Annotated in this window: 24 protein-coding genes; 12 read left to right on the top strand and 12 right to left on the bottom strand. The window is 68.9% G+C overall.

Annotation, left to right across the window (positions count from 1 at the left end; genetic code table 11):
- Nucleotides 1-174: 174 nt before the first annotated feature.
- On the bottom strand, nucleotides 175-1071 hold the full coding sequence (locus tag NRB56_RS35760; RefSeq protein ID WP_194291116.1) for an RNA polymerase sigma-70 factor: 897 nt from the start codon (nucleotides 1069-1071) through the stop codon (nucleotides 175-177).
- A 178-nt stretch (nucleotides 1072-1249) separates the two neighbouring features.
- Between NRB56_RS35760 and NRB56_RS35755 the strand changes: the two genes are divergently transcribed.
- A complete protein-coding gene (locus NRB56_RS35755; RefSeq protein WP_153348789.1) occupies nucleotides 1250-1831 on the top strand; it encodes an NADPH-dependent FMN reductase in 582 nt (193 codons plus the stop codon).
- On the top strand, nucleotides 1828-2529 hold the full coding sequence (locus tag NRB56_RS35750) for an NAD(P)-dependent oxidoreductase (protein WP_319944014.1): 702 nt from the start codon (nucleotides 1828-1830) through the stop codon (nucleotides 2527-2529). The genes NRB56_RS35755 and NRB56_RS35750 overlap by 4 nt, the downstream gene beginning before the upstream one ends.
- Nucleotides 2530-2536: 7 nt before the next feature.
- Here NRB56_RS35750 and NRB56_RS35745 read toward each other — a convergent pair whose 3' ends face one another.
- The 5 genes from NRB56_RS35745 to NRB56_RS35725 are packed head-to-tail and all read right to left on the bottom strand — an operon-like array spanning nucleotide 2537 to nucleotide 8536.
- Nucleotides 2537-3718, bottom strand: coding sequence for an acyl-CoA dehydrogenase family protein (locus NRB56_RS35745; protein WP_153348788.1), 1182 nt, complete (start codon nucleotides 3716-3718; stop codon nucleotides 2537-2539).
- A 14-nt stretch (nucleotides 3719-3732) separates the two neighbouring features.
- Nucleotides 3733-4791, bottom strand: coding sequence for an acyl-CoA dehydrogenase (locus tag NRB56_RS35740; protein ID WP_153348787.1), 1059 nt, complete (start codon nucleotides 4789-4791; stop codon nucleotides 3733-3735).
- Between the two features lie 23 nt (nucleotides 4792-4814).
- Nucleotides 4815-5651 carry an amidohydrolase family protein gene (locus tag NRB56_RS35735; protein WP_153348786.1) on the bottom strand — a complete coding sequence of 279 codons (837 nt, stop codon included), beginning with the start codon at nucleotides 5649-5651 and terminating at the stop codon, nucleotides 4815-4817.
- Entirely contained in the window at nucleotides 5648-7303 is a 1656-nt protein-coding gene (locus tag NRB56_RS35730; protein ID WP_153348785.1) for an AMP-binding protein, read from the bottom strand. Before NRB56_RS35730 ends, NRB56_RS35735 begins: the two co-directional genes overlap by 4 nt.
- Nucleotides 7304-7309: 6 nt before the next feature.
- Entirely contained in the window at nucleotides 7310-8536 is a 1227-nt protein-coding gene (locus NRB56_RS35725) for an amidohydrolase family protein (protein WP_153348784.1), read from the bottom strand.
- 300 nt (nucleotides 8537-8836) lie between these two features.
- On the opposite strand from NRB56_RS35725, the gene NRB56_RS35720 reads away from it, so the two are divergent.
- From NRB56_RS35720 to NRB56_RS35710, 3 genes are all read left to right on the top strand, one after another.
- Nucleotides 8837-9592: a TetR/AcrR family transcriptional regulator gene (locus NRB56_RS35720; protein ID WP_153348783.1), complete on the top strand. Its 756-nt coding sequence runs from the start codon at nucleotides 8837-8839 to the stop codon at nucleotides 9590-9592.
- Nucleotides 9593-9708: 116 nt separating this feature from the next.
- The gene (locus NRB56_RS35715; RefSeq protein WP_153348782.1) at nucleotides 9709-11424 is read left to right on the top strand and encodes a class I adenylate-forming enzyme family protein; all 1716 of its coding nucleotides are present in this window, start codon (nucleotides 9709-9711) and stop codon (nucleotides 11422-11424) included.
- A 36-nt stretch (nucleotides 11425-11460) separates the two neighbouring features.
- Entirely contained in the window at nucleotides 11461-12261 is an 801-nt protein-coding gene (locus NRB56_RS35710) for an enoyl-CoA hydratase/isomerase family protein (protein WP_153348781.1), read from the top strand.
- 45 nt (nucleotides 12262-12306) lie between these two features.
- Here NRB56_RS35710 and NRB56_RS35705 read toward each other — a convergent pair whose 3' ends face one another.
- Nucleotides 12307-12960, bottom strand: coding sequence for an arsenate reductase/protein-tyrosine-phosphatase family protein (locus tag NRB56_RS35705; protein ID WP_153348805.1), 654 nt, complete (start codon nucleotides 12958-12960; stop codon nucleotides 12307-12309).
- A gap of 364 nt (nucleotides 12961-13324) precedes the next feature.
- Here NRB56_RS35705 and NRB56_RS35700 point away from each other — a divergent pair, with 364 nt between their 5' ends.
- Entirely contained in the window at nucleotides 13325-14152 is an 828-nt protein-coding gene (locus NRB56_RS35700) for a crotonase/enoyl-CoA hydratase family protein (protein ID WP_153348780.1), read from the top strand.
- Here the strand turns inward: NRB56_RS35700 and NRB56_RS35695 are convergent, their stop codons facing one another.
- Nucleotides 14153-14782: a TetR family transcriptional regulator gene (locus tag NRB56_RS35695; protein ID WP_194291115.1), complete on the bottom strand. Its 630-nt coding sequence runs from the start codon at nucleotides 14780-14782 to the stop codon at nucleotides 14153-14155. It abuts the gene before it with no gap.
- 131 nt (nucleotides 14783-14913) lie between these two features.
- On the opposite strand from NRB56_RS35695, the gene NRB56_RS35690 reads away from it, so the two are divergent.
- From NRB56_RS35690 to NRB56_RS35670, 5 genes are all read left to right on the top strand, one after another.
- A complete protein-coding gene (locus tag NRB56_RS35690; RefSeq protein ID WP_153348778.1) occupies nucleotides 14914-15357 on the top strand; it encodes a hypothetical protein in 444 nt (147 codons plus the stop codon).
- A gap of 56 nt (nucleotides 15358-15413) precedes the next feature.
- Nucleotides 15414-15812 (top strand): hypothetical protein, encoded by a 399-nt coding sequence (locus tag NRB56_RS35685; protein ID WP_153348777.1) that lies wholly within the window; start codon nucleotides 15414-15416, stop codon nucleotides 15810-15812.
- Between the two features lie 35 nt (nucleotides 15813-15847).
- The gene (locus NRB56_RS35680; RefSeq protein ID WP_153348776.1) at nucleotides 15848-16147 is read left to right on the top strand and encodes a hypothetical protein; all 300 of its coding nucleotides are present in this window, start codon (nucleotides 15848-15850) and stop codon (nucleotides 16145-16147) included.
- Nucleotides 16148-16457: 310 nt separating this feature from the next.
- Nucleotides 16458-18497 carry a TPR repeat region-containing protein gene (locus NRB56_RS35675; protein ID WP_227838608.1) on the top strand — a complete coding sequence of 680 codons (2040 nt, stop codon included), beginning with the start codon at nucleotides 16458-16460 and terminating at the stop codon, nucleotides 18495-18497.
- Nucleotides 18494-19102: a hypothetical protein gene (locus tag NRB56_RS35670; RefSeq protein WP_153348774.1), complete on the top strand. Its 609-nt coding sequence runs from the start codon at nucleotides 18494-18496 to the stop codon at nucleotides 19100-19102. The genes NRB56_RS35675 and NRB56_RS35670 overlap by 4 nt, the downstream gene beginning before the upstream one ends.
- An 8-nt stretch (nucleotides 19103-19110) precedes the next feature.
- On the opposite strand, the gene NRB56_RS35665 is transcribed toward NRB56_RS35670, so the two are convergent.
- Both NRB56_RS35665 and NRB56_RS35660 read right to left on the bottom strand, forming a co-directional pair.
- On the bottom strand, nucleotides 19111-19275 hold the full coding sequence (locus NRB56_RS35665; protein WP_153348773.1) for an SDR family NAD(P)-dependent oxidoreductase: 165 nt from the start codon (nucleotides 19273-19275) through the stop codon (nucleotides 19111-19113).
- On the bottom strand, nucleotides 19272-20117 hold the full coding sequence (locus NRB56_RS35660) for an SDR family NAD(P)-dependent oxidoreductase (protein ID WP_153348772.1): 846 nt from the start codon (nucleotides 20115-20117) through the stop codon (nucleotides 19272-19274). Before NRB56_RS35660 ends, NRB56_RS35665 begins: the two co-directional genes overlap by 4 nt.
- A 121-nt stretch (nucleotides 20118-20238) precedes the next feature.
- Here NRB56_RS35660 and NRB56_RS35655 point away from each other — a divergent pair, with 121 nt between their 5' ends.
- Complete coding sequence (locus NRB56_RS35655; protein ID WP_153348771.1) at nucleotides 20239-20772, top strand: PadR family transcriptional regulator; 534 nt, start codon at nucleotides 20239-20241, stop codon at nucleotides 20770-20772.
- A 6-nt stretch (nucleotides 20773-20778) separates the two neighbouring features.
- Here NRB56_RS35655 and NRB56_RS35650 read toward each other — a convergent pair whose 3' ends face one another.
- Both NRB56_RS35650 and NRB56_RS35645 read right to left on the bottom strand, forming a co-directional pair.
- Complete coding sequence (locus tag NRB56_RS35650) at nucleotides 20779-21546, bottom strand: SDR family NAD(P)-dependent oxidoreductase (RefSeq protein WP_319944012.1); 768 nt, start codon at nucleotides 21544-21546, stop codon at nucleotides 20779-20781.
- Nucleotides 21543-22232, bottom strand: coding sequence for an acetoacetate decarboxylase family protein (locus NRB56_RS35645; protein WP_319944011.1), 690 nt, complete (start codon nucleotides 22230-22232; stop codon nucleotides 21543-21545). Before NRB56_RS35645 ends, NRB56_RS35650 begins: the two co-directional genes overlap by 4 nt.
- Between the last annotated feature and the right edge of the window lie 3 nt (nucleotides 22233-22235).

Genomic DNA, 22235 nt, shown 5'->3' with positions numbered 1-22235 from the left:
ACCGGTAGTAGCGGCTCGATAACCGACCACAACTCGTCGTTCACGACCCAAGGTGCTGCCACAACGAAACATGCTGCACAACAACATGTCTCAGCGCAAGCCGACCGAACCTGTTAGGAGCTCTAAGCACAATCAATTCCGCTCGGTCTGGAAGGCCCGTTTCGTGCCGATTTCTCAGCGGCTCATCGTCGTTTGCCGCACGACTCGGGAGAGCTTCTCCGGGTTGCGGACCGAGTAGACGCCGGTGATCAGGCCGTCGTCCATGCGGATCGCCACTACGCCGTCGATCTCGCCGTTGAGGCGGATGAGGAGGGCGGGGTGGCCGTTCACGTGGGTGGTTTCGGTGGTGACCACGCCGCCCATCCAGCGGGTGCCGCCGGAGAGGAGGCGGGCTACGGGGGTGCGGCCGAAGACGGGGTGGAGGAGGGCCTGTTTGATGCCGCCGCCGTCGCCGAGGAAGACTGCGTCGGGGGCGAGGAGGTCCAGGAGGCGTTGCAGGTCGCCGGTTTCGACCGCGCGCTGGAAGGCGGCCAGGGTGGCGCGGGCCTCCGCGGCGGAGACGGTGCCGCGGGGGCGGCGGGCTGCCACGTGGGCGCGGGCCCGGTGGGCGATCTGGCGGACGGTGACGGGGGTTTTGCCGACGGCGTCGGCGATCTCGTCGTAGCCGAGGTCGAAGACCTCACGGAGGACGAACACGGCGCGTTCGGTGGGCGTCAGGGTCTCCAGGACCAGCAGCATCGCCATCGAGACGCTCTCGGCCAATTCGATGTCGTCGGCCACGTCGGGGGCGGTGAGCAGGGGTTCCGGTAGCCAGGGGCCGACGTAGGACTCCTTGCGGCGGCCGAGGGTGCGCAGGCGGCCGATCGCCTGGCGGGTGGCGATGCGGACCAGGTAGGCGCGGGGGTCGCGCACCTGCCCCAGGTCCACGCCCGCCCATTGCAGCCAGGTCTCCTGGAGGACGTCCTCGGCGTCGGCGGCCGAGCCGAGCATCTCGTAGGCGACCGTGAACAGCAGGTTGCGGTGGGTGACGAAGGCCGCGGTGGCGGGGTCGATGTGCTCGGTGTCCGTCATGTTCGCTCCTGCCGTCGGCTGTCCTGTCATGCATATGTGGTCCGGGGCGCGGAATCGGTGACATGCGGGAGGGGTGGTGTTCGTCACACCGGCGGGCTGTCACAGGGCGGCGATGGCGCGCCACTGATGTTCGTCACTCGGCACCCGAGGACTGTTCACGACTTCGAGGAGATCGTTCATGACCACGATCGGCATCATCATCGGCAGCACCCGGCCCGGCCGCAACGGAGAAGGGGTGGCGCGCTGGGTCCGGGAGCTCGCGGTCGCGCATGCGGGCGATGCCGCGGACTTCGAGCTGGTGGATCTGCTGGACTACCGGTTGCCGCTGCTCGACGAGCCCATCCCGGCGGCCCGCGCCGACGGGACGCAGCCGCACACCCGGCACTGGGCCGAGCGGATCGCCGCCTGCGACGCGTTCGTCATCGTCACGCCCGAATACAACACCACCGCGCCTTCGTCGCTGACCAACGCGATCGACTATCTGCTTCGCGAATGGGCCGGGAAACCGGTCGGCTACGTGGGGTACGGCATCTACGGCGCGGTGATGGCGATCCACAAGCTCCGCGCGCAGGCGGGGGTGCTGCGGATGGCCGACATCGGGCCGCAGGTGGCGCTGACCCTCGCGGAGGATTTCGTGAACTTCTCCGAATTCCGGCCGCGGGAGTTCCAGGCCGGCCGGTTGCGCGAACTGCTCGACGAGTTGCTGGCGTGGGAGCGCGCGCTCGTCTCGCTGCGCACCGAGGCGGGTGCGGCCTCGTGACCGCCCATCTCGCGATCTTCGGGGCCAACGGGCGCACCGGCCGCCTGCTCACCGCGCGGGCGCTGACGGCCGGGCATCGGGTCACCGCGGTCACCCGGCAGCCGGATTCCTTTCCGCTGCACCATGATCGGCTCGAGGTGGTGCGGGCGGACGTGCTGGATCCGGCGGGGGTCGAGGCCGCGGTCGCGGGCCGGGACGCGGTGCTGTCGGCGCTGGGGGTGCCGCCGGGCAACGGTCCGATCACCACCTATTCGGCGGGTACGGCCAATATCGCGGCCGCGATGCGCGACCACGGGCTGCGGCGGCTGGTGGTGATCAGTTCGAGCGGGGTCGATCCGCGGCCGTACTCCGACGGTGGGGTGCTGTTCAACCGGGTGCTGCTGCCGTTGGTGACCCGGGTGTTCGGCCGGACCCTGTACGAGGACATGCGGCGGATGGAGTCGATGCTCCGGGACGGCGACCTGGACTGGACGATCGTCCGGCCGAGCGGGCTCTACCACCTACCGGAGGCGACGGACTACACCGTGGTCGAGGGGCATGCCGACGGCCGGTTCACCGCGCGGGCGGACCTGGCCGCGAGCATGCTGGACCTGCTCGGCGACGAACGCTGGGTCCGCCGCATCGCCGGGGTGATCACCACCGTCGCCAATCCGCCTCTGCTGCAATGGCTCCGGCGGGAGGCGATGGCCGGCGGCTGAATCCGGTTCAGCGCGGCGGGGCGTAAGCGGGACGGCCGAGGCCCAGGGTCTGCGCCGCGATGATGTTGCGGAAGACCTCCAGGGTGCCGCCGTAGATCCCGCACAGCGGCGCCCATCGGAACAGGTACTCGGCCCCGCCGCCGTCGTCGATCTCGGCGGCCTCGGTGGGCAGGGCCGCGGTGGGACCGAGTACGTCCATCAGTTCGGGGGCGATGTCGCGCATGGTCTGCGCGATCGCGACCCGCCCGAACACGCCGGGCGCGGACAGCGCGGCTTCCATCCGGGCGATGCTGTGCCCCAGGCGATATGCCACCGAGGCGTCGTCCAGGCGGCGCTGCCCGTCCGGTCCGGGCCGGGCCACCGCGGCGGCGACGTCGTCGACCACCGCGGCCATGTACGACCCCTGATGCGCCATGATCGAGACGTCCTGCAGACCGTCCGGCGCGGTGCTGCGCACGCCGTGCTCCTCGTTCAGTGGTCCCTGCAGCACCGCCCATCCGCCGTCCACCGGGCCGAGCCGATAGCGGTCGGGGATCCGGACATCGGTGTAGTACACGATGTTGGTGCGGTCGCCGTCGACGGTGCGGATGCCGTGGATCTCGATGCCCGGCGTGGACAGCGGCACCAGGAACATGGTCAGGTTGCGGTGCCGTTTGCCGGCCGGGTCGGTGTTGGTGATCAGGAAGACGTACTGGCAGTTGTGCGCGCCGGTGGTGAACATCTTGGCGCCGTTGATCACCCAGTCGTCGCCGTCGCGGACCGCGCGCGTCTTGCAGGTGGCCACGTCGGAGCCGCCCTCGGGCTCGGTGTAGCCCAGGCACAGGCGAATTCGGCCGTCGTATATTCCGGGTAGCACCTCCTCCTGTAGTTCGGGGCTGCCGTGCGCGCGCACCGCGGGCACCACGATGGCGGTGGTCCCCCAGGTCACCCACGGCACGCGGTAGCGCCGTTTCTCCAACTCCCACAAGCGGGTTCGCAGCCGATCGAAGCCGCCGCGGGCCGGCGACCGCAGTTCCCCGGCCAGCCAGCCCTCGGCGCCCATCGCGAGATGTACCGCCTCGTCGAAGTTGTCGCCGGTCTCGCGATCGCGCCGGCGTACCTCGTCGGTGACGTGGGTGTCGAGGAAGGCTCGCGCCCGGTCCCGGAACTCCTCGTCCGCCGCGGACAGTTGCACTCGTGCGAAATCCATTGCTGCTCCTGCCGTTATCGCGCCGAGAGGATCGCTGCCGGTTCGGCGGCCCGCGCGGCCACGATCCCGGCGACGCGCACCGCGTCGGCGCCCGGATCACCGGCGGCCAGCGGCCAGCCGCGGGCCCGTACCAGGTAGGCGGGCGCCGCGGATTCGGTGGAAACCCCCAGCCCGCCTTGGATGTGCACCGCGACGGTGGCCGCCCGCGCGGCCTCCGCGCTGAGGTAGACGAAGGCGGCGGGCGCCAGTTCGGCGCGCTCGTCCGGTTCGTTGTCGAGGAACCAGGCGGCCCGCCGCACCAGGTTCCGGCCGGCGTGTACCACCACGGCGATGTCGGCGAGTGGGTGGGAGATGGCCTGGAGTGTCGAAATCGGTACGCCCAGGGTGTATCTCGTGGTGGCGAAGGTCGCGGCGATGCGCATGGTCTCCTCGATCAGCCCGACCAGCGCGGCGGCGGTCAGCAGCCGCCATTCGTCCAGGGCGCGTTGATATTCGGCGAGCGCCGCCGGACCGGCGGCCAGTACCGTGCGGGTGCTCGCGGCGGCCGGGTCGATCGGGGCCATGGGCAGCCGGCCCACGTTGCCGACCGGGGGCGGTGGGGTGTCGTGGGTCAGCCGGACGATCTCGTCCCCGTCGCGGAGCACGACTTCGTCGGCGATCGCACCGGCGGCGACCAATCGCGAACCGCGCACGGCCCCTTGTGGATCCAGCGCGACGAGCCGTTGCCCGGTCACCGCCCCGGCGGGCAGCGCGCCGAACCGGGCCAGCAGCCGGGCGGCGCAGACGTGGTCGATCCACGGCACCGGGGCCAGCGAGCGGCCGATCTCCTCGGCCACCACGATCAGGTCGACCAGATCCGCGCCGTCACCGCCGGCCGATTCCGGAATCGCCATCGCGGCGGAACCGTTGGCGCACAAACGCTTCCACAGGTCGGGTGCGAATCCGAGCGGCTCGGCCGCGCGGACCACCGGCAGCGGGCACTGTGCGGCGAAGAATTTCGCGTACGTGCCCCGCAGTTCCCGCTGCTGATCGGACAGGCTGTAGTCCTGCCGCCGCAATTCGTAGCGGTCCATGATGTGTCCTCGTCCCCCGGCGGTCAGGCCGCGGAATTCCGTTCGGCGAAGAAGAATTTCTCGGCGTTGTGGTGGAGATAGTTGTCCAGCACGTCGGCGGCCAGATCCAGCGCCGTCGCCTCGGGAATCACCCGGCGCATCGGCAGCACCGGCCAGTCCGATCCGAAGATCACCCGGTCCTTGCCGCGGGTGCGCATGTAGTGCAACAGGCTCTCCGGCAACCGTTTCGGCGACCACGCCGAGGTCATCAGCCGCAGATTCGGGTATTTCAGCATCAACCGGATGGCGACGTCCCACCACGGATCCGCCCCGTGGATCATGCACAGCCGCAATTCCGGGAATCGGATGCACACCCGATCCAGATGTATCGGATGCTGGGCCTCGCCGGGAATCGGCGGACCCGGGATGCCGGTGTTGAGGCACAGCGGCAGACCGAGTTCCGCGCATTTGGTGTAGAGCGGATAGTAGACGGCGTCGCTCGCCGGATACCGGCCGTCGCCCCAGAAACTCGGTCCCATCACGGCATAGGACACCGGCAGGTCGGCGACGGCCGAGGCGAGTGTGCGCAGTGTCGGCATGGGGCGCAACAGATCCAGCCCGCCCATGCCGAGAGTGAACCGATCCGGCCGCGCCGTCGCGAATTTCCGCGCGGTGACCGACGGCTTCGACAGCGAGTCGAGCAGAATCGCCTTGCGGACCCCCGTTTCGTCCATCTCGTCGAGCAGTGCGCTCAGCTCGACCTGGTCGTACATCGACGACGGTCCCTTGAAGTAGTCGTCGCGCACCTTCAGCATCCAACCCGGCTGCTTCTCGGTCTCACCGAAATGCACATTGACCAGACAATCGATCGCCGCGGTCATCGTCGCTCCGTCCCGTTCACCATGTCCGCCGGATCCCCGAGGGACACCGCGTCCGCCGCCCGGGCCAGCGCCCAGCGGTAATCCGGTTTTCCGTTGCCGAGCCGCCGGATCCCGTCCACGAACAGCACCGCCTTCGGCACCTTGTATCCCGCCAGCCGGACGCGGCACGCCGCTCGCAACGCCTCGCCGGTGAGCCCCGCGGCCGGCCGCGCGTGTACCAGCGCCACCACCTCCTGGCCCCAGCGCGGGCTCGCGCGGCCGACCACGAGGGCGTCGGCCACCCCGTCCTGGGCCCGCAGCACCGTCTCCACCTCCTCGACGAAGACCTTCTCGCCACCGGTGTTGACCACCAGCGAATCCCGGCCGATCAGCCGGAGGTTGCCGTCGGGGTCGAGCGTCGCGCGGTCGCCGGGTATCGCGACCCGGACGCCGTCGATCACCGGGAAGGTCGATTCGGTGGCGGCGCGATCGTCGAAGTAGCCCAACGGAACTCGTCCGGTGCGCGCCGCCCAGCCGGTCTCGGTGTCGCCCGGCCGCAGGAATCGGCGGCGGTCCGCGGAGACGGCCGCGCCGCCGGGCATCAGCGCGAAGGTCTCCACGCGAGCGTCGTCGCGGCTGTTGCCGTATCCCATCCCACCGGTCTCCGACGAGCCGTACCCGTCCACGATGGCGACCCCCGGCAGCCGTTCGAACAGCGCGTCGCGATGGCGGGAATGCGTTGCGGCGCCACCGGTTCCGATCGACCGCAGGGCCGACAGGTCGTATTCGGCCCGGCGCAGCTGTTCGGCCAGCGGACCGGCGTAGGCGTCACCGACGATGGTCAGCATCCGAACCCGTTCCCGCGCGGCGATTTCCCAGGTGCGATGCGCGTCGAAGGGCTCGCGGTCGTCGTACAGCACGACGGTGTGCCCGTTCAGCGCGCCGGCCAGCACGGTCCAGACCCCGGCCGCGTGCAGCAGCGGCGACACCGCGAACCAGGTCTGCCCGCCGCGGCGCGCGATCTCGTGCAGCGCTTCGGTATTCGGGTGGTCGGCGCCGCCCATGGCGGCCACGTACATATCGCCCTGCCGCCACAGCACGCCCTTCGGCCGGCCGGTGGTGCCGCCGGTGCACATCATGATCAGGTCGTCCGGCGAGGTCTCCGGCACCCGCCCGGGATCACCGGACTCGACGGCCGCGTCGAAGGACACCGCGCCGGGCAGATCCGCTGTGGCGCCGCCGTCCTCGACCGAGACCAGCAGTTCGGCGCCGCCGGGGCCGAGCGCCTCGGCCACGGCCGGTCCGAAACTCCGGTGGTAGACCACCCCGCGCGGCCGGACGTAGGCGAGCAGGTCGCGGATCTCCTCGAGGGTGTAGTGATGGTTGACGTTGACCGGGATCACCCGTGCCTTCAGGCATCCGATCAACGCCTCGGGATAGCGGTCGTTGCGCATCAGCAGCGCGATCCGGTCCTGCCCGCATTCCCAGCGCGCCAGGCGTGCCCGCGGCGTGTGTGCGCCGAAACCCCGATCTGCCAAGAAGTTCGCGAACGCGCGAGTGCCGGCGGCCGCCGCGGCGAAGGTGGTCCGCCGGGCGCCGCACACGGTCATGAGCCGGTCCGGCACCGCCGCGGCCACGGCGTCGAGCACCGCGCCGAGTGTCCATTCGGGCATCGCGGCTCATCCGTTCGCGGCGGCCGCGGCCGGGACGGGCAGGCCGAGGAATTCGACGGCGTTGTCGCGCATGATCTTCCGGATTTCGTTCGGTCCGAACGCGGTCAGCTCGTCGACGAACGACAGCGGCCGCGCCAGGCCCTCGCCGTGCGGCCAGTCCGACCCGAACAGGATGCGCTCGACCCCGATCGCCGCGGCCAGCCGGACCAGATCCTCCTCGTAATACGGTGCGACCCAAACATGTTCGCGCAGCGCCTCGACCGGATCGTTCGGGAACGAGCGCGGCGTCTGGTTGGCGAGCTTGTGCAGCCGCTTGGCCAGCCGGTGCACCCACTCCGACCCGTTCTCGATGCTGGCCACCCGCAGCGCGGGATGCCGGTCGAACACACCGTGCACGATCAGCGACGCCATCGTGTCGTGGATGGCGCGATCGTCGACCAGGATCTTGTCCAGCGGATCGCCCGGACCGAACGGCTCGAAGGTGTCCTTGCCGCCCCACATGGCCGCGACCCGCAGATATCCGCTGTCGCCCAGATGGAATGCCACCGGAACGCCGGCCTCGGCCAGCCGCGCCCACACCGGATCGTGCGCGCGATGTCCCAGCGAACGCGGCCCGGTCGCACCGGGCACCGGCGCGGGCCGCAGGTGCACCAAGCGGGCGCCGCGGGCCAGCACGTCCTCGACCTCGGCGACGGCGGCCGCCGGATCGGCCAGCGAGATCATCGGCGCGGCCAGGATCCGGTGGTCCGGACGGTCGAATCCCCAGTCCTCGTCCAGCCAGCGGTTGAAGGCGTGCAGCGACGCCATGGTCGCCGGAATGTCCTCGCGCAGCGCCTGTTCCACCCCGCAGCCGAAGGTCGGGAACATCACCGCGGTGGCCAGTCCCTGTTGTTCGACCACCGCCACCCGCGCGTCCCGTTCGCGATATTCCGGCCGCAGTTCCAGCTGCTCGACCCGCATCAGCGCCGACCGATCGACCCCGTCCGGAACCTGGCCGCGGAACAGCAGATCCAGACAGCCGGGCACGATGATCGGATCGAACGTCGGGTTGGGGATGAACCGGTTCACCCGGTCACCGATGACGGCGGTGTAGTGCTTCCCGTCGTTGACCATCCGGACCCCGCGCCGCCGGAAGGCCTTGTCCAGATGGCGGGTGAACGCATCCAGCGGTTCGTAATAGTGATTGTCCAGATCGATCGGCCGGTAGTCGGGCCGCGCGTCGTGGTCGGTCATCAGCGTCCTTCCATCGCCTCCGGCCGAAGCGCCACCGCCGCTGACGGTTTCGCCGCGCCGAGACGGGCCGCGAGCCTTGTGGATAAACATACTGTATGCCTATCTATAATTCTTTCACAAGGTCCGGTCCCACGGGATCGCCGCCACCGCGCCGACCCCGGCGCGCACATCTTCGGCAAACAGGGAGGATAGGATGACCATCGGTAAGACTTACCGTGCCGCATTCCACTGCCACTGTCCGCCGGTGGGCACGAAGCCGGTCCACCCACCCCCGATACTGCGCGAAGGACTAGTTCAGCAATGACGAAGCGAGGCACCCCCGTCAAGGGGCAGCGACGCGAGCGCGGATCGCTGAATCCCGAGGACATCATCGACGGCGCGTTCGAACTGGCGGAACAGATCTCGATCGACAACATGAGTATGCCGTTGCTGGGCAAACATCTCGGCGTCGGCGTCACCAGCATCTACTGGTATTTCCGGAAGAAGGACGACCTGCTGACCGCGATGGCCGATCGCGCGTTGCGGCAGTACGCCTTCGACACCCCGTTCGTGGCGGCCGACGACTGGCGCGAGTCGCTGGCCGCGCACGCCCGGACGATGCGGGACACCTTCCTGGGCAACCCGATTCTGTGCGACCTGATCCTGATCGGGGCGGCCCTGAGCCCGAAGGCGGCCCGCCTGGGCGTGCGGCAGACCGAACAGGCCGTCGCCAATCTGGTGGAGGCGGGCCTGTCCCTGGAGGACGCCTTCGACACCTACTCGGCGGTGGAACTGCACGTCCGGGGTTCGGTCGTACTCGAGCGGCTGTACCAGAAGCGCCAGGAGGCGACCGAGGCAGACGCGGGCGCGTATTACGAGAACATGGTCGCAGCACCCGATACCGCGCCGCTGTTCGCCGAGGCCACCGCCCGCGGCCACCGGTTCGGCGCTCCGGACGAGCGCAACTTCGAATATGGCCTGACCTGCATCCTCGACCATGCCGCCGGCCTCGTGGCGCCGCCACCCACGGCCGCGAAAGCGCCTGCGCGCCGGAGCCGCTCGACCGCGGGCCGGTAGCGGGGACTTCCGCCGCACCGAGCGCGCCGGTATCGTTTACTGTATATCCGACAGTAATCGCTCGGTGCGCGGGCGAGCCCGTCCGCGGGCCGGCGGCGGAGGTAATGGCGATGCCGATGAGCGAGGATGCCGGGGCGGTACCGGACCCCGGCGGGCCGAACCGCACGGCACCCATACCCGCGGCAGCGGCGAACATACCCGCGGCAGTCGCGGACACATCGGCCGCGGAGCCGCGATTCGATACGATCGCCGGCGTTCTGCGGCGGCAGGTCCGCGCCCGAGGCGACCATCCACTACTGATCTGCGACGACGATCGACTGACTTACGCCGGGGCCGAACATCGTTCGGCGCTGCTGGCCCGCGGCCTGATCGCGCTGGGAGTGGGCAAGGGTACGCATGTCGGACTGCTCCACCCCAACGGCCCGCAATTCCTGATCGGCATGCTGGCCGCCGCGCGGATCGGCGCGGTCGTGATTCCGTTCTCCACCTTCGCTACGGCGACCGAACTACGAGAACAACTGGTGCACAGCGATGTTCGCGTGCTGCTGGCGGCGGCCGGCTATCGCGGCCACGACTACGTCCAGCGGCTGACCGAGGTGCTCGACGCGGCGCTGCCACCCCGCTCACAACCGCTGTTCCACACCGCCGCACCGCAATTGCGGCACGTGTTCTTCGAGGACGCGCCACCGAGCGCGCCGGGTACGGCCGAGCTGCTCCGGCTGACCGACACCGTCGATCCCGAACTGCTCGCCGCGCTGGAAGCCGATGTGCGCGAATCGGATCCGCTGGCGATCGTCTACACCTCCGGATCCACCGCGGCGCCGAAGGGAGTGATACACAGCCACGGCGCCCTGCTCGGTCATCAGCGCAACCTCGACGCCATCCGCGGTCTGACCGAACGGGATCGGCTGTTCTGCAACTCGCCGTTCTTCTGGATCGGCGGATTCGCCTTCGGCCTGCTCGCCACCCTCGTGGCGGGTGCGACCCTGATCTGCTCGAACGCCACCGACGCGGCGGACACCCTCGATCTGCTGGAGGCCGAAAGGCCCACGATGACCAACGGATTCGCCGCCGGCATCGCCCATCTGGCGCTGCACCCCAGCTTCCCGGGGCGGGATCTGTCCTCGATGCGGCGCGGAAACCTGTACCCGATCATGCCGCCCGAGCTGCGTCCCCGCGATCCGGAACTGCGGCACGCGATGCTGGGGCTGACCGAGGCGGGCAGCGTCGCCCTGATCGACCCCGACGAGACCGATCAGCCGGAGCATCGGCGTGGTTCCTTCGGCCGACCGGCCCCCGGATTCGATACCCGCCTGGTCGATCCCGAGACCGGCGCCGATGTCGCGGTCGGTGAACTCGGCGAGTTGTACCTGCGCGGACCGTATCTGATGCAGGGCTATCATCGGCGTAGCCGGGAGGACTGCTTCGATCCGGACGGCTGGTTCCACACCGGCGATCTGATGCGCGCCGACGCCGACGGCTACCTCTACTACGCGGGCCGCCGCAGCTCGATGATCAAGACCGCGGGCGCCGATGTATCCCCCGCCGAGGTGGAGAAGGCGATTGCCGCGGTGACCGGCGGCACCGTGGCGCACGTCCTCGGCGTGCCGGATCCGGAGCGCGGTGCGGTGGTGGCGGCCGTGCTGGTCGTCCCCGCCGGACGATCCGTGGACACCACGGCGCTGCGCGAGGCATTGCGGGAACGGTTGTCCGCCTACAAGATTCCGCGGCGGTGGTGCACCGTCCCGCCCGCCGGCGTACCCCTGATGTCCAGCGGCAAACTCGATCGGCCCGCGCTGCTCCGCTTGTTCGACGCACCCGCCGCACCGTGATCGACACCCGAGAACAGGTGTCCCGAAGGAGCTTCCATGTCATCGACACGCGTCGAACGGGCCGACGGCCTGGTGACCGTCATCTTCGACCGTCCCGCGAAGAAGAACGCGCTGGGCGCGGAGGACTGGGACATCCTGCGCCGCACCCTGATCGAGGTGACCGACGATCCGGGTGATCGGGCGCTGCTGCTCACCGGCGCCGGCGGTAACTTCTCGGCCGGCGCGGATCTGTCCGGCAGCATGAACTCCGGTGGCGGTCGCGGGCTCACCGGCGGTGAGCAGCAGTCGATCCTGTTCGAGATGCGCGCGGTCGGGGAGATCGTCGACCGCCTGCACCGGCTGCCGAAGCCGACCCTCGCCGCCGTCGACGGTGTCGCGTTCGGGGTGGCGCTGGGCCTGGTGCTGGCCTGCGATCTCGTCCTCGCCAGCGATCGAGCCCGGTTCTGCGAGGTGTTCGTCAAGCGCGGACTCGCCCTCGACGGCGGCACCTCCTGGTCCCTGCCGCGTCAGGTGGGCCAGCGCCGGGCCAAGCAGATCGCCATGCTGGGTGACGAATTCGGCGCGGACCGTGCGCTGGAGTGGGGACTGATCAACGAGGTGGTTCCCGCCGACGAGTTGCCGAAGGTGGCCCGCGATTGGGCGAACCGCCTGGCCACCGGACCCACCACCGCGCTGAGCCTGATCAAACGGTCACTCGACGGCAGCGACTCGATCTCGTTCGCACAGTCGCTCGAGGACGAGGCACGGGCCCAGCACATCGTGTTCACCACCCACGACATGCGCGAGGGCATCACCGCGTTCCTGGAGCGCCGGCCGCCGAAGTTCACGGGGCGTTAGCTCGTCGCCTCCCGCTCGGTGCCCCACCGCGCCTGAGGAGCCGGTTCAGCTCGCCACCGGTATGTGCAGATCGGAGAGCATCCGCACGACCCGGCGGCGCAGATCGTCGCGGATCGGCCGCACCTGCGCCAGCGACAGGCCCGCCGGATCGTCGACGATCCAGTCCTCGTAGTAGGTGTCCGGCAGCTGCGGGCAGATGTCGCCGCAGCCGAGGGTGATGATGATGTCGGCGGCCCGGACGATCTCGTCGGTCCACGGCTTCGGATATTCGTCGGTGATGTCGATGCCGACCTCCGCCATCGCGCCGACCACCGCCGGATTGAGCCATCGGCTCGGTTCGGTCCCGCCGGACCAGCCGATGGCCCGGCCACGCGCCAACTTCAGGAAGTACCCGAGCGCCATCTGGGAACGACCCGCGTTGTGCGTGCACAGGAACAGCACGACCGGCTTCGACGACGCCACGCGCCCTTCGGCTTTCGCCTGGGCCAGCAGCCGTTGCCGGGCGAACCGCTCGGCCAGCACGGGCAGGTAGAGGGTCACGCTCGCCTGCGCGACGAAACAGTCGTAGGAATCGTGCAGAATCCGGCGCACGGAATCACGGTCGAACACGGTCGCGAATTCCGCGCGCAGTCGAATCTCGGCGCGGGACAGCGCCGTCGGGTGGTCGAGCTCCAGAAGTCGGTAGGTCGGCGTCAGCAGTGCGTATCCGACCCGCTTCCGGTCACCGGGCTGAGACACCGCCCAAGGGTCCCAGCCGGGGATTGCGGGCAGGTGAACCGCGCTCTGCGTTCAGTCGACCGAATTCGCTCCACCCGAGACGGGCGATGAATACCACTGCCGTCCAGTCGGTTTCATCCCCACGCCGCTCAGCGCACCGGCAACCGCCGCAGCAGCCACAACGTGAGCAGGGTGGTGGCGCGCTGCTCCCTCGTCGCCCCGCCCCGCCGGCGATCGTCGCCGCCACGGATCCGGCCCATCCCACAAACTAGAACACGTTATTGTTCTTGGCAACGATGCGGGGTAACTTCGACCGGAACCCCGCCGGACACGAGAAGGAGCAGCGATGGCCGAGACGACCTCCGCCGCAGCGACGGCGACCGGGACCGAACCGCACGCCCTCGTCGAACGCCGCGGCCACACCCTGATCGTCACGATGAACCGCCCGGCCGTCCGCAACGCCCTGTCCGGCGAGATGCTGGAAATCATGGTGCGGGCATGGGACACCGTCGACAACGATCCCGACATCCGCAGCTGCATCCTCACCGGCGCCGGCAACGCGTTCTGCGCGGGCGCCGACCTGAAGGCGATGACCCGCAACGATCCCGGCAAGAACATGAGCGAGGGCGGCGCCTTCGACCCGGCCCGGATCCCCGGCCTGCTCAAGGGACGCCGCCTCACCAAACCGCTGATCGCCGCCGTCGAGGGCGCCGCGATCGCGGGCGGCACCGAGATCCTGCAGGGCACCGACATCCGAATCGCCGGGGAGAGCGCGAAATTCGGCATCTCCGAGGCCCGCTGGTCCCTGTATCCGATGGGCGGCTCGGCGGTCCGGCTCCCCCGCCAGATCCCCTACACGGTCGCCTGCGACCTCCTGCTCACCGGCCGCCACATCACCGCGCGAGAAGCATTGGGATACGGCCTGATCGGCCACGTCGTCCCCGACGGCACCGCCCTCGAGAAAGCCCTGGAGATCGCCGCCCTGATCGACGCCAACGGCCCCTTGGCGGTCCGCGCGATCCTCCGGACCATCCGCGACAGCGAAGGCATGCACGAGGAGGAGGCGTTCGTCGCCGACGCGAAGGTCGGCCTCGGCGTCTTCCTCAGCGACGACGCCAAGGAGGGCCCGAAAGCCTTCGCGGAGAAGCGGAAACCCGAGTTCAAGGGTCGCTGATCAACCCGGTTCCGCCGCCAGCCCGAGACTGAGCGGCACCGCGGCGAAGGCCGCCCGCAGGCGGTCGGCCAACCCCGGCCGGCCGCCCGCTCCGTCCGCCCGAACCCAGTCCCGCCCCGCGATGCTCCACGCCGTGGTGGCCAGTCCGGCGACGATCCGCAATCGCAGATCCTCGGCATCGAGCCCGAGTTCCGTTGCGAGCGAGCCGATCACCTCCTGCTCCACGCCGGTCCGGTGGTACTCCACATACCCGAGCAGTCCCGGCGTCGTGAGGATCAACCGCCGAGTCGTGACGTACCGCGCATCCCACTCCGGCGGCAACTCACCGACGGCCGCGATCAGACTGTCGCGCAACGCATCCAGCACCACACCGGATCCAGCGCGGCCCGGCACCGCCGCGAGATACGCGGCCCACAACTCGGTCTCGGCCTCCACCGCCGCCGCCTCCTTCGTGGCGAACGTGCGAAAGAACGTGCTCCGCGAAACTTCCGCGGCATCCACGAGTTGCTCCACCGTGGTGGCATCGAACCCACGCTCGGTGAACAGCCGCAGCGCCGCATCGGCGAGCGCCCGCCGAGTACGCAACCGCTTCCGTTCCCGCAGCGGCAGCGAACGATCATCCGGATCCATGTCCAGCATCGTAGCCCGGCCGATGCCCAGTGCCATAAGAAATCGAGTTCCTCAAGGCACTTGATTTCTACTGATACTCAGTATCAGAATGGAGTCACGCGAAACCCGCCGCACAGCCCGAGGAGCTCACCATGACCGCCCCCACCCTGAACCCATCCCTCGTCGGCCGCGCCGAGAAGCACCATTCGGCGATCCTGAGCCGGGCACTGTCCGGCACCACCCTCGACGAACAGCAGTGGATCACCCTCAACCTGGCCGTGGCCGCCGACGTTCCCCTCGACCGCGCCGACCACGTCACCCACGTCGCGACCCTCACCCGCTGGGACCCCACCGAGGTCGAGACCGCCCTGTCCCGCCTGCTCACCGCCGAGTTGCTGCACGAACTCCCCGGGGGCCGAGCCGAAGTCACCGCGACCGGTCGCGACCTGGTCGCTCGAATCCGCACCGAGACCGGTGAAATCGTCTCGCGCGCCTACAGTTCGGTCTCCCCCGCCGATCTGGCCACCGCGGCCCGGGTCCTGGCGACGATCACCGCCAACCTGTCGGAGGAACTGTCCCGGCCCTTCTCCGGATGACGAAAGCCGGTGCAGCCCTTAGGCTCGACGAAGCGTCGTTTCTCGGGAGGGTCGAGGTGAGTGCGCCGCAATCGGGGTCACCGGGCTTCGGTGAATCACTGGACGCCCGGATGGAACAGCTGGCGGATGCCCTGAACAACGGGCACGCCGCCCGCCGAGCCGACGGCGTGTATGTCGACGTCTTCGCGGACGGCCGGGTCAGAACCGTCGTCATCGATGCCGAAATGTTCCCCGGCTCCGGCCATCTGGGCGCGATCATCACCGAATTGATCAACCGCGCCCGGGAGGACGCACAGGCCGCCGCAGCGGATCTCGTACGCGACATCCGGGCCGATCCGAGGATCGCCGAGGTGGTCGAGAAACTCGGCGATGCCCCCGAAAGGCCGTTGCGCCCCATGACCGCCCAGGAAAAATGGGAGTACGACAACGACCCGCACCACCGGCACTCCGGGTAGCGGACGAACGAACCGAGTCATCAGGGAGCCCGGTAGTGAGCGATGATTTCCTCTACGTCGATCCGGAACGCGTGCGCGGATTGATCACGGCGATCGACGCCGGTGCGGATGCCCTCGGCGCGATCCACGTGGACCAGCAGGCCGGCGCGCTGTCCACCGCGCTACCCGGGACCACGGTCGGCACCGTCTGTTCCGCCGGAGCATTGTCGGCCGCCACCGCCATCGAGGCAACCGGCCGCGGCCTGCGCCGGCTCGCCACCGCCACGAACGCGGGCCTGTCCGCGGCGGTGGCGGCCGATCAGGACACCGCGAGCCGACTCCCGCAAGGACACTGAGCCGATGGCAGACCCCGCACCCCCGACCGTGTCCCAGGTGTCGAGCTGGCACCTCGACACCCTCGATACCCAGGCGACGACCTGGACACAGCAAGCGGCCACGCTGAAAACCGAGCTCGACACCGTCCACGGCGCAATCGGCAATTCGGTCGACCACCTCGTAGGAAAGTTCGGAAACAGTCTGCGCGACAGCGGATTGCTCCTCCGCGACGACGGCTACCGGACCGTCGGCGCGCTCGAAACCGCCGGCACGGCGATCACCACCGGATCCCCCGACCTGCGATTCGCGCAACAGACCGTCCGGCAGACGGTGACCACGATCAGCGCGGAGGGGTTCCGGTGGGCCGAGGACGGCACCGTGATCGTCTCCCTACCGCAGACCTCGACGGCCCTGGCCGATTCGGACCGCACCGGCGCGGCGATCAAACTCGCTGCGCTGCAACGAAAAGCCGACCAGTACACGACCACCTTGCGCGGCGCGTTACGAGTTGCCGGCGCGACCGCACAGGCCGTCGCCGACAACCTCACCGCCGCGTTCGACCAGCTACCCGAGGCCGCACAGGGCGCCAGACCCGGCTCGCTGACCGACCCGGCCGCCGCCGGTCGCCAGGGCACCGACGACGGCAGGCTCGTCGCGAGCGGCAAGGCCACGGATGCCGACCTGCAACGAATCGCCGCGCGACTCGCCGCCGCCGGCCTCACCGCCGACGATGTCACGGCCGTCGACGCCGGACAGCACGTCGAATTGCCGGAGGCACAATGGGATTACCTCCACGAGTTCTACAACACCGCCGGCCTGAACGGCCTGACCTCGATGAGCGAGCGCCTGAGCGCCCTGCACGACACCACGGCCGCGGCCACGGTCGCCGACCAGCTGAACACCCTATCCAACCCGAATGTCATTGCGGCAAGCCATGATCCGCTGCCTCCCGGTCAGCATCGGCACGGCGGCCTGGACCAACTGCCCGCCGACCTGCGCAACGTCCTGACCGCCGACTACCAGGTCAGGCCCGGCCGTCCGAGCGCCAACCTGGGCGCCTACGGATTGTCCCGAGTCGCGCACATGATAGATCTGGCCGATTCCCGATCCGCCCCGGGCAGCGAGATCAACAAGCAACTGATCCTCCGCGCGTCCGACATCGCCCCCCGGATCAACCCGTACGTCACCATCGACACCGATTGGCGCCACGGCACCGCGGAAGGTCTGGCGCAGGTGATGCTCGACGCCGGTGGACGCGACAAGATCGCCGTACACGACGTTCTCACCGACACCGGCCTGCCCATCGGCGCCCACACCACCGTGCTGGACAATCTGCTGCACCATCATTGGGCGGACGACGGCGCGGGCGTGCAGAAAATGTTGTCCTGGGTGGAATCCGACGCCACCGACCCGAATCCCGCGATCTCCGGCCGCGCCGGAGAAACAGCTTTCAAAGCCGCCGATTATCTGGCGAGCCACAAAAGTACGCTGCTCCACCTCGACGGCGACAAAGGGCCGTCACTCGGTGAGGTCAACCCACTCACTGTTCGCGGACTCGGCTCGGCGCTCGGTCCCTACATCGCCGACATGGTGGGAGTCGAGAGCGAATTTCTCAATACTCGACAGTTCGGGACACTGGGTGACGCGACAGCCGCAGGTCATCCCGGTGCTCAGGCAATCTTCTCGGTCATCGACTCCGATCGGGACGCGGCCGTCTCGTTCGATACCAAAGCGCTGTCGACAGCACAGCAACTACAGAGCACATGGCTGCAATCGGCCTTGGCCGACCCCGAGAATCCGCACAACGAATTGGCTACGAAGTCGGGAACGATTCTCGGGCTCGTCGATCGAGGGCTGAGCGATGAATTGGACACCCGCAAGGAGACAGAAATTCGCAAAGCGGTGCAAGCCTTCGCGGAGGAGGGAGCAGGATGGGACACCGGAAAGGGCGTGGTCAGCACCGGAGTCAAGTTGATCCCGGTCGTCAAAGATGTCTTCGGGCCGATCATCGACGTCTCCAATTCCTTTGCGAAGATGAACCTCATCGGCCTGGCCTATGAGGCACCCGACCCGGCTTCGGCCCACTACGACACCTCTCACGAGTATGCACCGGCACGAGCGTTGTACCAGGTGGCACAAGTCCTGGAGACAAAAGACGGCTCACTGGGACACGACCCGCGCTACGACAACTTGTTCACCGATGGTCGATTGAAAAGCTACGACAATGCCCTGTCCGCCACGTCCAGCGATCCGACAATTCTGGAGAGCCGGCTCGAAAACATACTCAACGCTTATCACGGAGGAATGCTGCACGAGCACCTACAGGATTTCCTCGTGAAAATCCAGGAAGGCAGGAGCGCTGTCCGATGAAAGGCCAAGGACGTTGCATCGAGCCGATGCTTTCACGACAAGCGGGATTCGCGGCTTCGAGCTTCGCAGTTATCGCGTCGCTGATCACCGCGTGCACGCCTGCGCACGATTCGGGAGGTAGACAATCCCATACGGCCCAAGACTTCTGTGCGCCTTTTCTCGAATACTTCCGAACAGATTTTCCGATCCATGACGTCAAGCTGTCCTACAATGGCAAGACATCCAAACCCGACCAAGCGTTGGACAGCTTCGAATACGGCCTTCAATGCCGTTTCGACCCCACCGGAAACACGTCACCCATCTGGGCCTCGATCAACCTACGGCCGACGCGATCGGACGACGACACGAAAGGTTTGGCCGCCTACCTCGGGGAAATGAAATTCACGCCGCTGACGGGATACGAGAAACCGATCTGGGTTCGAGACCAGCACACCGGTCAGACGCCGTTACAAGACAAGGGAACCATCGAACTCTATACCCGGATCGACCCATGGGTCGGCTCCATCGAGATCATCGACGAGTCCGCCCCGCTGGCTATCACCGATGCACAGGTAGCGAAAGCAGCGAACCTTCTCATCTCGACGACCGAGGCTGTCGGCAAGTAGTCACCCGGTCAGGTCTCATCTGTTGTAGTACGAGCGAGTTCGGCGCAGCGGGCAGCGGCCGGCTGCGGATCGCGGCCGATCAGAATCAGGCGATGACCGTCCCGGGCCAGCCGCAGCGCGGCACGGCGGCCCAGACCCGAAGTGGCGCCGACGAAGACGATGGTGCGGGTCACCGGGCGTCGGCCTTGCGGGCCGCGCCGGTCAGGCCGAAGGCGGTGGCGACCACGCGGTCGCGCAGCGGGTCCGGTAGGGCCGCGATGATGCCGAACAGCCGGACGCCGGCGCCGGCGGCGTAGCGGCGCTTGGGATTTCGCGCCGCGACGGCGCGGGCGACGGCCGCCGCCACCGGGTCGATCGGGCCGAGGGATTGGCGGGCAGCGGCTTTCGCGACGGCCGCGAGTTGGGCCTGGTACAGCGGGGTTCGGTCCATCGTCCGGGCCGCCACCTGTTCCGCCTTCGTGAAGATCTCGGTGCGGGTGCCGCCGGGTTCGACCAGGACGACCGGGATGTGCCAGGCCGCCAGTTCGCTGCGCAGCGCGTCCGACAGCGAGACCAGGGCCGCCTTGCTGGCGCCGATGGGTCCGAGGAACGGTACCGGGACGCGCGCGGTGGGGGCGCTGATGTTGACGATCCGGCCGTGGCCGGTGCGGACCAGCGGCAGGAAGCTGCGGCACACGTACGCGGGGCCGAGGGTGTTGACCGCGAACTGCCGTTGCAGTTCCGCCGGCGCGACCAGTTCGAGGGGGCCCTGCACGATGATGCCGGCGTTGTTGACGATCGCCCGCAGGCCCGCGTCGCCCACTTCGGCCGCGACCAGTTCGGCTGCGGCCGAGACGCTTTCGGGGTCGGCGACGTCGATCGGGATGGGCCGCAGGCCCGGCCGCGGGGTGGCCGCGGTGGTGTGGACGCCCGCGTAGACCGTGTATCCGCGCCGGACCAGCAGGTCGGCTGTCGCCGCCCCGATCCCGGCGCTCGCTCCCGTGATGAACACATTCCCCTGCCCGGACTCAGGCATGGTTCCTCCAAGTGTCGCAATCGACATGTTACTTTGAACAGGTGAGCCTGAAGGAACCTTCTCATGTGCCTACGGACATGTCAACAGGAACATGTCTCCGCGAACATCACGCCGGTGCGCCATGTCGTTGAGGCACGCGCTGCTCGGATTGCTGGCCGAGCAGCCCGCCAGCGGCTGGGATCTGACCCACCGCTTCGACGAACTGCTGGGGTCGGTCTGGCCGGCCGGGCATCCGCAGATCTACGGCGAACTGCGCAAGTTGCAGCAGGACGGGTACATCGTCGTGGACGGCGAGGGGCCCCGGGGGCGGAAGGACTACCGCGTCACCGATGCCGGGCTCGCCGAGGTGCGGCGGTGGCTGACCGAGGTCGAGGTCGACCACACCTTCCGGCTGGAACCGCTGCTGCGCTCGGTGTTCTTCTGGCTGATGACACCCGAGGAGCTGGCGGATCACCTCGAGCGGGAGGCCGCCTTTTACCACGGCCTCGCCCAGGCATATCGAAAGTTGTCCGCCGCCAAGGACAACGGCGAATACGGTCACAGCCCGCAGGTGGCCGCGCTGCGCGTCACCGCCGAGGCCGGCGTCCGGATCACCGAGGCGCTGGGCGACTGGGCCGACTGGGCCGCGAACCGGCCGCCCGCCGCCGAGCGATAGCGGTTCTCACACCGCCGGTTTGACCATCCTGGTCACCTGTCTACGGAGCAGGTTGGGGACGAAACGCCGCGCCAGCACCAGCGGCCGCGCGGAGCCAGGGAAGACGAACAGCGGCGCCTTCGGATCGGCCACGGCCTTCTCCAGTGCGTCCACGACCTTCTCCGGCGGCATGCCGTTCTGCCCGGCGACCACGGCCGGGTCCACCGACCGAATGCCGTCCAGCAGCGGTGTTTCCACCATCGGCGGGCAGATGCAGATCAGCCGGACGCCGGTGTCGTGCAGTTCCTGCGCGAGCACCTCGGTGTAGCCGATCACCGCGAACTTGGAGGCGGAGTAGGCCGCCAAGCCGGGCGAGGGCAGCCAGCCAGCCAGCGAGGCGAACAACACCACGGTGCCGGCCCCGGCCTCCTTCATCGCGGGCACCACCGCCTGGCAGATGTTCACCGTGCCCAGGTAGTTCACCGTCATGACCCGGTGCAGTTCCGAAACATCGTGCCCGAGCGCGGATCCCACCCGGCACAGCGCGGCGGCGTGCACGAGCAGGTCGATCGTGCCGAGGTCGGCGCGCGCCTTCGCGACGGCCGCGGCGACGGCCTCGGGATCGGAGACGTCGCAGGCGTAGCTGCTGGTGTTCGGTGAGCGCCGGGCGGTTTCGGCCAGGCCCATCTCGTTCAGATCCAGCGCGGCCACCCGGTGCCCGGCGGCGGCCAGTCGTCGCGCCACGAGCCGACCCATGCCGCTGGCCGCGCCGGTCACCAGAGCGGTCTTGCTCACGATAAGTCCTCCGCGTCGTCGAATTGCATGGTGAGGGAGCCGATTCGGCTGGTGAACAGGGCCCGCTTCGGCAGCCCGAGCGCCCGGAACCGGTCCGCGCCCGGATGCGTGCCGAGCTCGATCCGGCTGCCGCCCGGCATGATTCGCACCCCGGCCGGGTTCATCGTCCACGGCGTCCGGCGGAGCACGCCATCGCGATGGGTGTACGCGTCGACCGAGGCGCCACCCGCGCCGCCGGGAGCCGGGAGGCCGGAGGTGGTGTGGATCGCGATGATCCGCTCGCCGTCGGCGCGCACCTCGCAGCGGTGGCCGCGACCGGTGGCGGCGATGTCGACCTCGACGACCTCCTTGGGAAATCCCCAGATGTCGCGCCCGGCCACACACGCGAATTCCTGGTTCACCGGCAGCCACCCGATGAAGACGCCGATCCCGGACCGATCCGGATACCGGACCAGCAGGCCGAACGAGAACTCGTGGTACGGGCCGAGATCCGTGTCGATGTGCCGCACGAAGGCGATCGAGCACACCGCGCGACCGAGGTACCGCACCGGTGCGAGGCCGGTGCCCTCGAGCAGATCACGCGCGGCGGCCGGATCGACCGCGAACAGCGCCGAACACGCGGTGGCGGCCCGCACCTCGACCGGCGAGCGGACCTCTTGTCCCAGTACCGAATGCACCCCTGACACCCC

The sequence above is a fragment of the Nocardia aurantia genome (genome assembly GCF_009604425.1).
In the GTDB taxonomy this organism is placed as follows: domain Bacteria; phylum Actinomycetota; class Actinomycetes; order Mycobacteriales; family Mycobacteriaceae; genus Nocardia; species Nocardia aurantia.
This window is presented reverse-complemented; position numbering and strand designations above follow the sequence as displayed.

Coding starts and splice junctions, on each gene's coding strand:
- NRB56_RS35745 (WP_153348788.1), bottom strand. CDS start 3,718: ATGGATTTCGCACGAGTGCAACTGTCCGCGGCGGACGAGGAGTTCCGG.
- NRB56_RS35715 (WP_153348782.1), top strand. CDS start 9,709: ATGAGCGAGGATGCCGGGGCGGTACCGGACCCCGGCGGGCCGAACCGC.
- NRB56_RS35740 (WP_153348787.1), bottom strand. CDS start 4,791: ATGGACCGCTACGAATTGCGGCGGCAGGACTACAGCCTGTCCGATCAG.
- NRB56_RS35710 (WP_153348781.1), top strand. CDS start 11,461: ATGTCATCGACACGCGTCGAACGGGCCGACGGCCTGGTGACCGTCATC.
- NRB56_RS35730 (WP_153348785.1), bottom strand. CDS start 7,303: ATGCCCGAATGGACACTCGGCGCGGTGCTCGACGCCGTGGCCGCGGCG.
- NRB56_RS35735 (WP_153348786.1), bottom strand. CDS start 5,651: ATGACCGCGGCGATCGATTGTCTGGTCAATGTGCATTTCGGTGAGACC.
- NRB56_RS35755 (WP_153348789.1), top strand. CDS start 1,250: ATGACCACGATCGGCATCATCATCGGCAGCACCCGGCCCGGCCGCAAC.
- NRB56_RS35720 (WP_153348783.1), top strand. CDS start 8,837: ATGACGAAGCGAGGCACCCCCGTCAAGGGGCAGCGACGCGAGCGCGGA.
- NRB56_RS35660 (WP_153348772.1), bottom strand. CDS start 20,117: ATGCCTGAGTCCGGGCAGGGGAATGTGTTCATCACGGGAGCGAGCGCC.
- NRB56_RS35690 (WP_153348778.1), top strand. CDS start 14,914: ATGACCGCCCCCACCCTGAACCCATCCCTCGTCGGCCGCGCCGAGAAG.
- NRB56_RS35695 (WP_194291115.1), bottom strand. CDS start 14,782: ATGGATCCGGATGATCGTTCGCTGCCGCTGCGGGAACGGAAGCGGTTG.
- NRB56_RS35700 (WP_153348780.1), top strand. CDS start 13,325: ATGGCCGAGACGACCTCCGCCGCAGCGACGGCGACCGGGACCGAACCG.
- NRB56_RS35655 (WP_153348771.1), top strand. CDS start 20,239: ATGTCGTTGAGGCACGCGCTGCTCGGATTGCTGGCCGAGCAGCCCGCC.
- NRB56_RS35725 (WP_153348784.1), bottom strand. CDS start 8,536: ATGACCGACCACGACGCGCGGCCCGACTACCGGCCGATCGATCTGGAC.
- NRB56_RS35760 (WP_194291116.1), bottom strand. CDS start 1,071: ATGACGGACACCGAGCACATCGACCCCGCCACCGCGGCCTTCGTCACC.
- NRB56_RS35670 (WP_153348774.1), top strand. CDS start 18,494: ATGAAAGGCCAAGGACGTTGCATCGAGCCGATGCTTTCACGACAAGCG.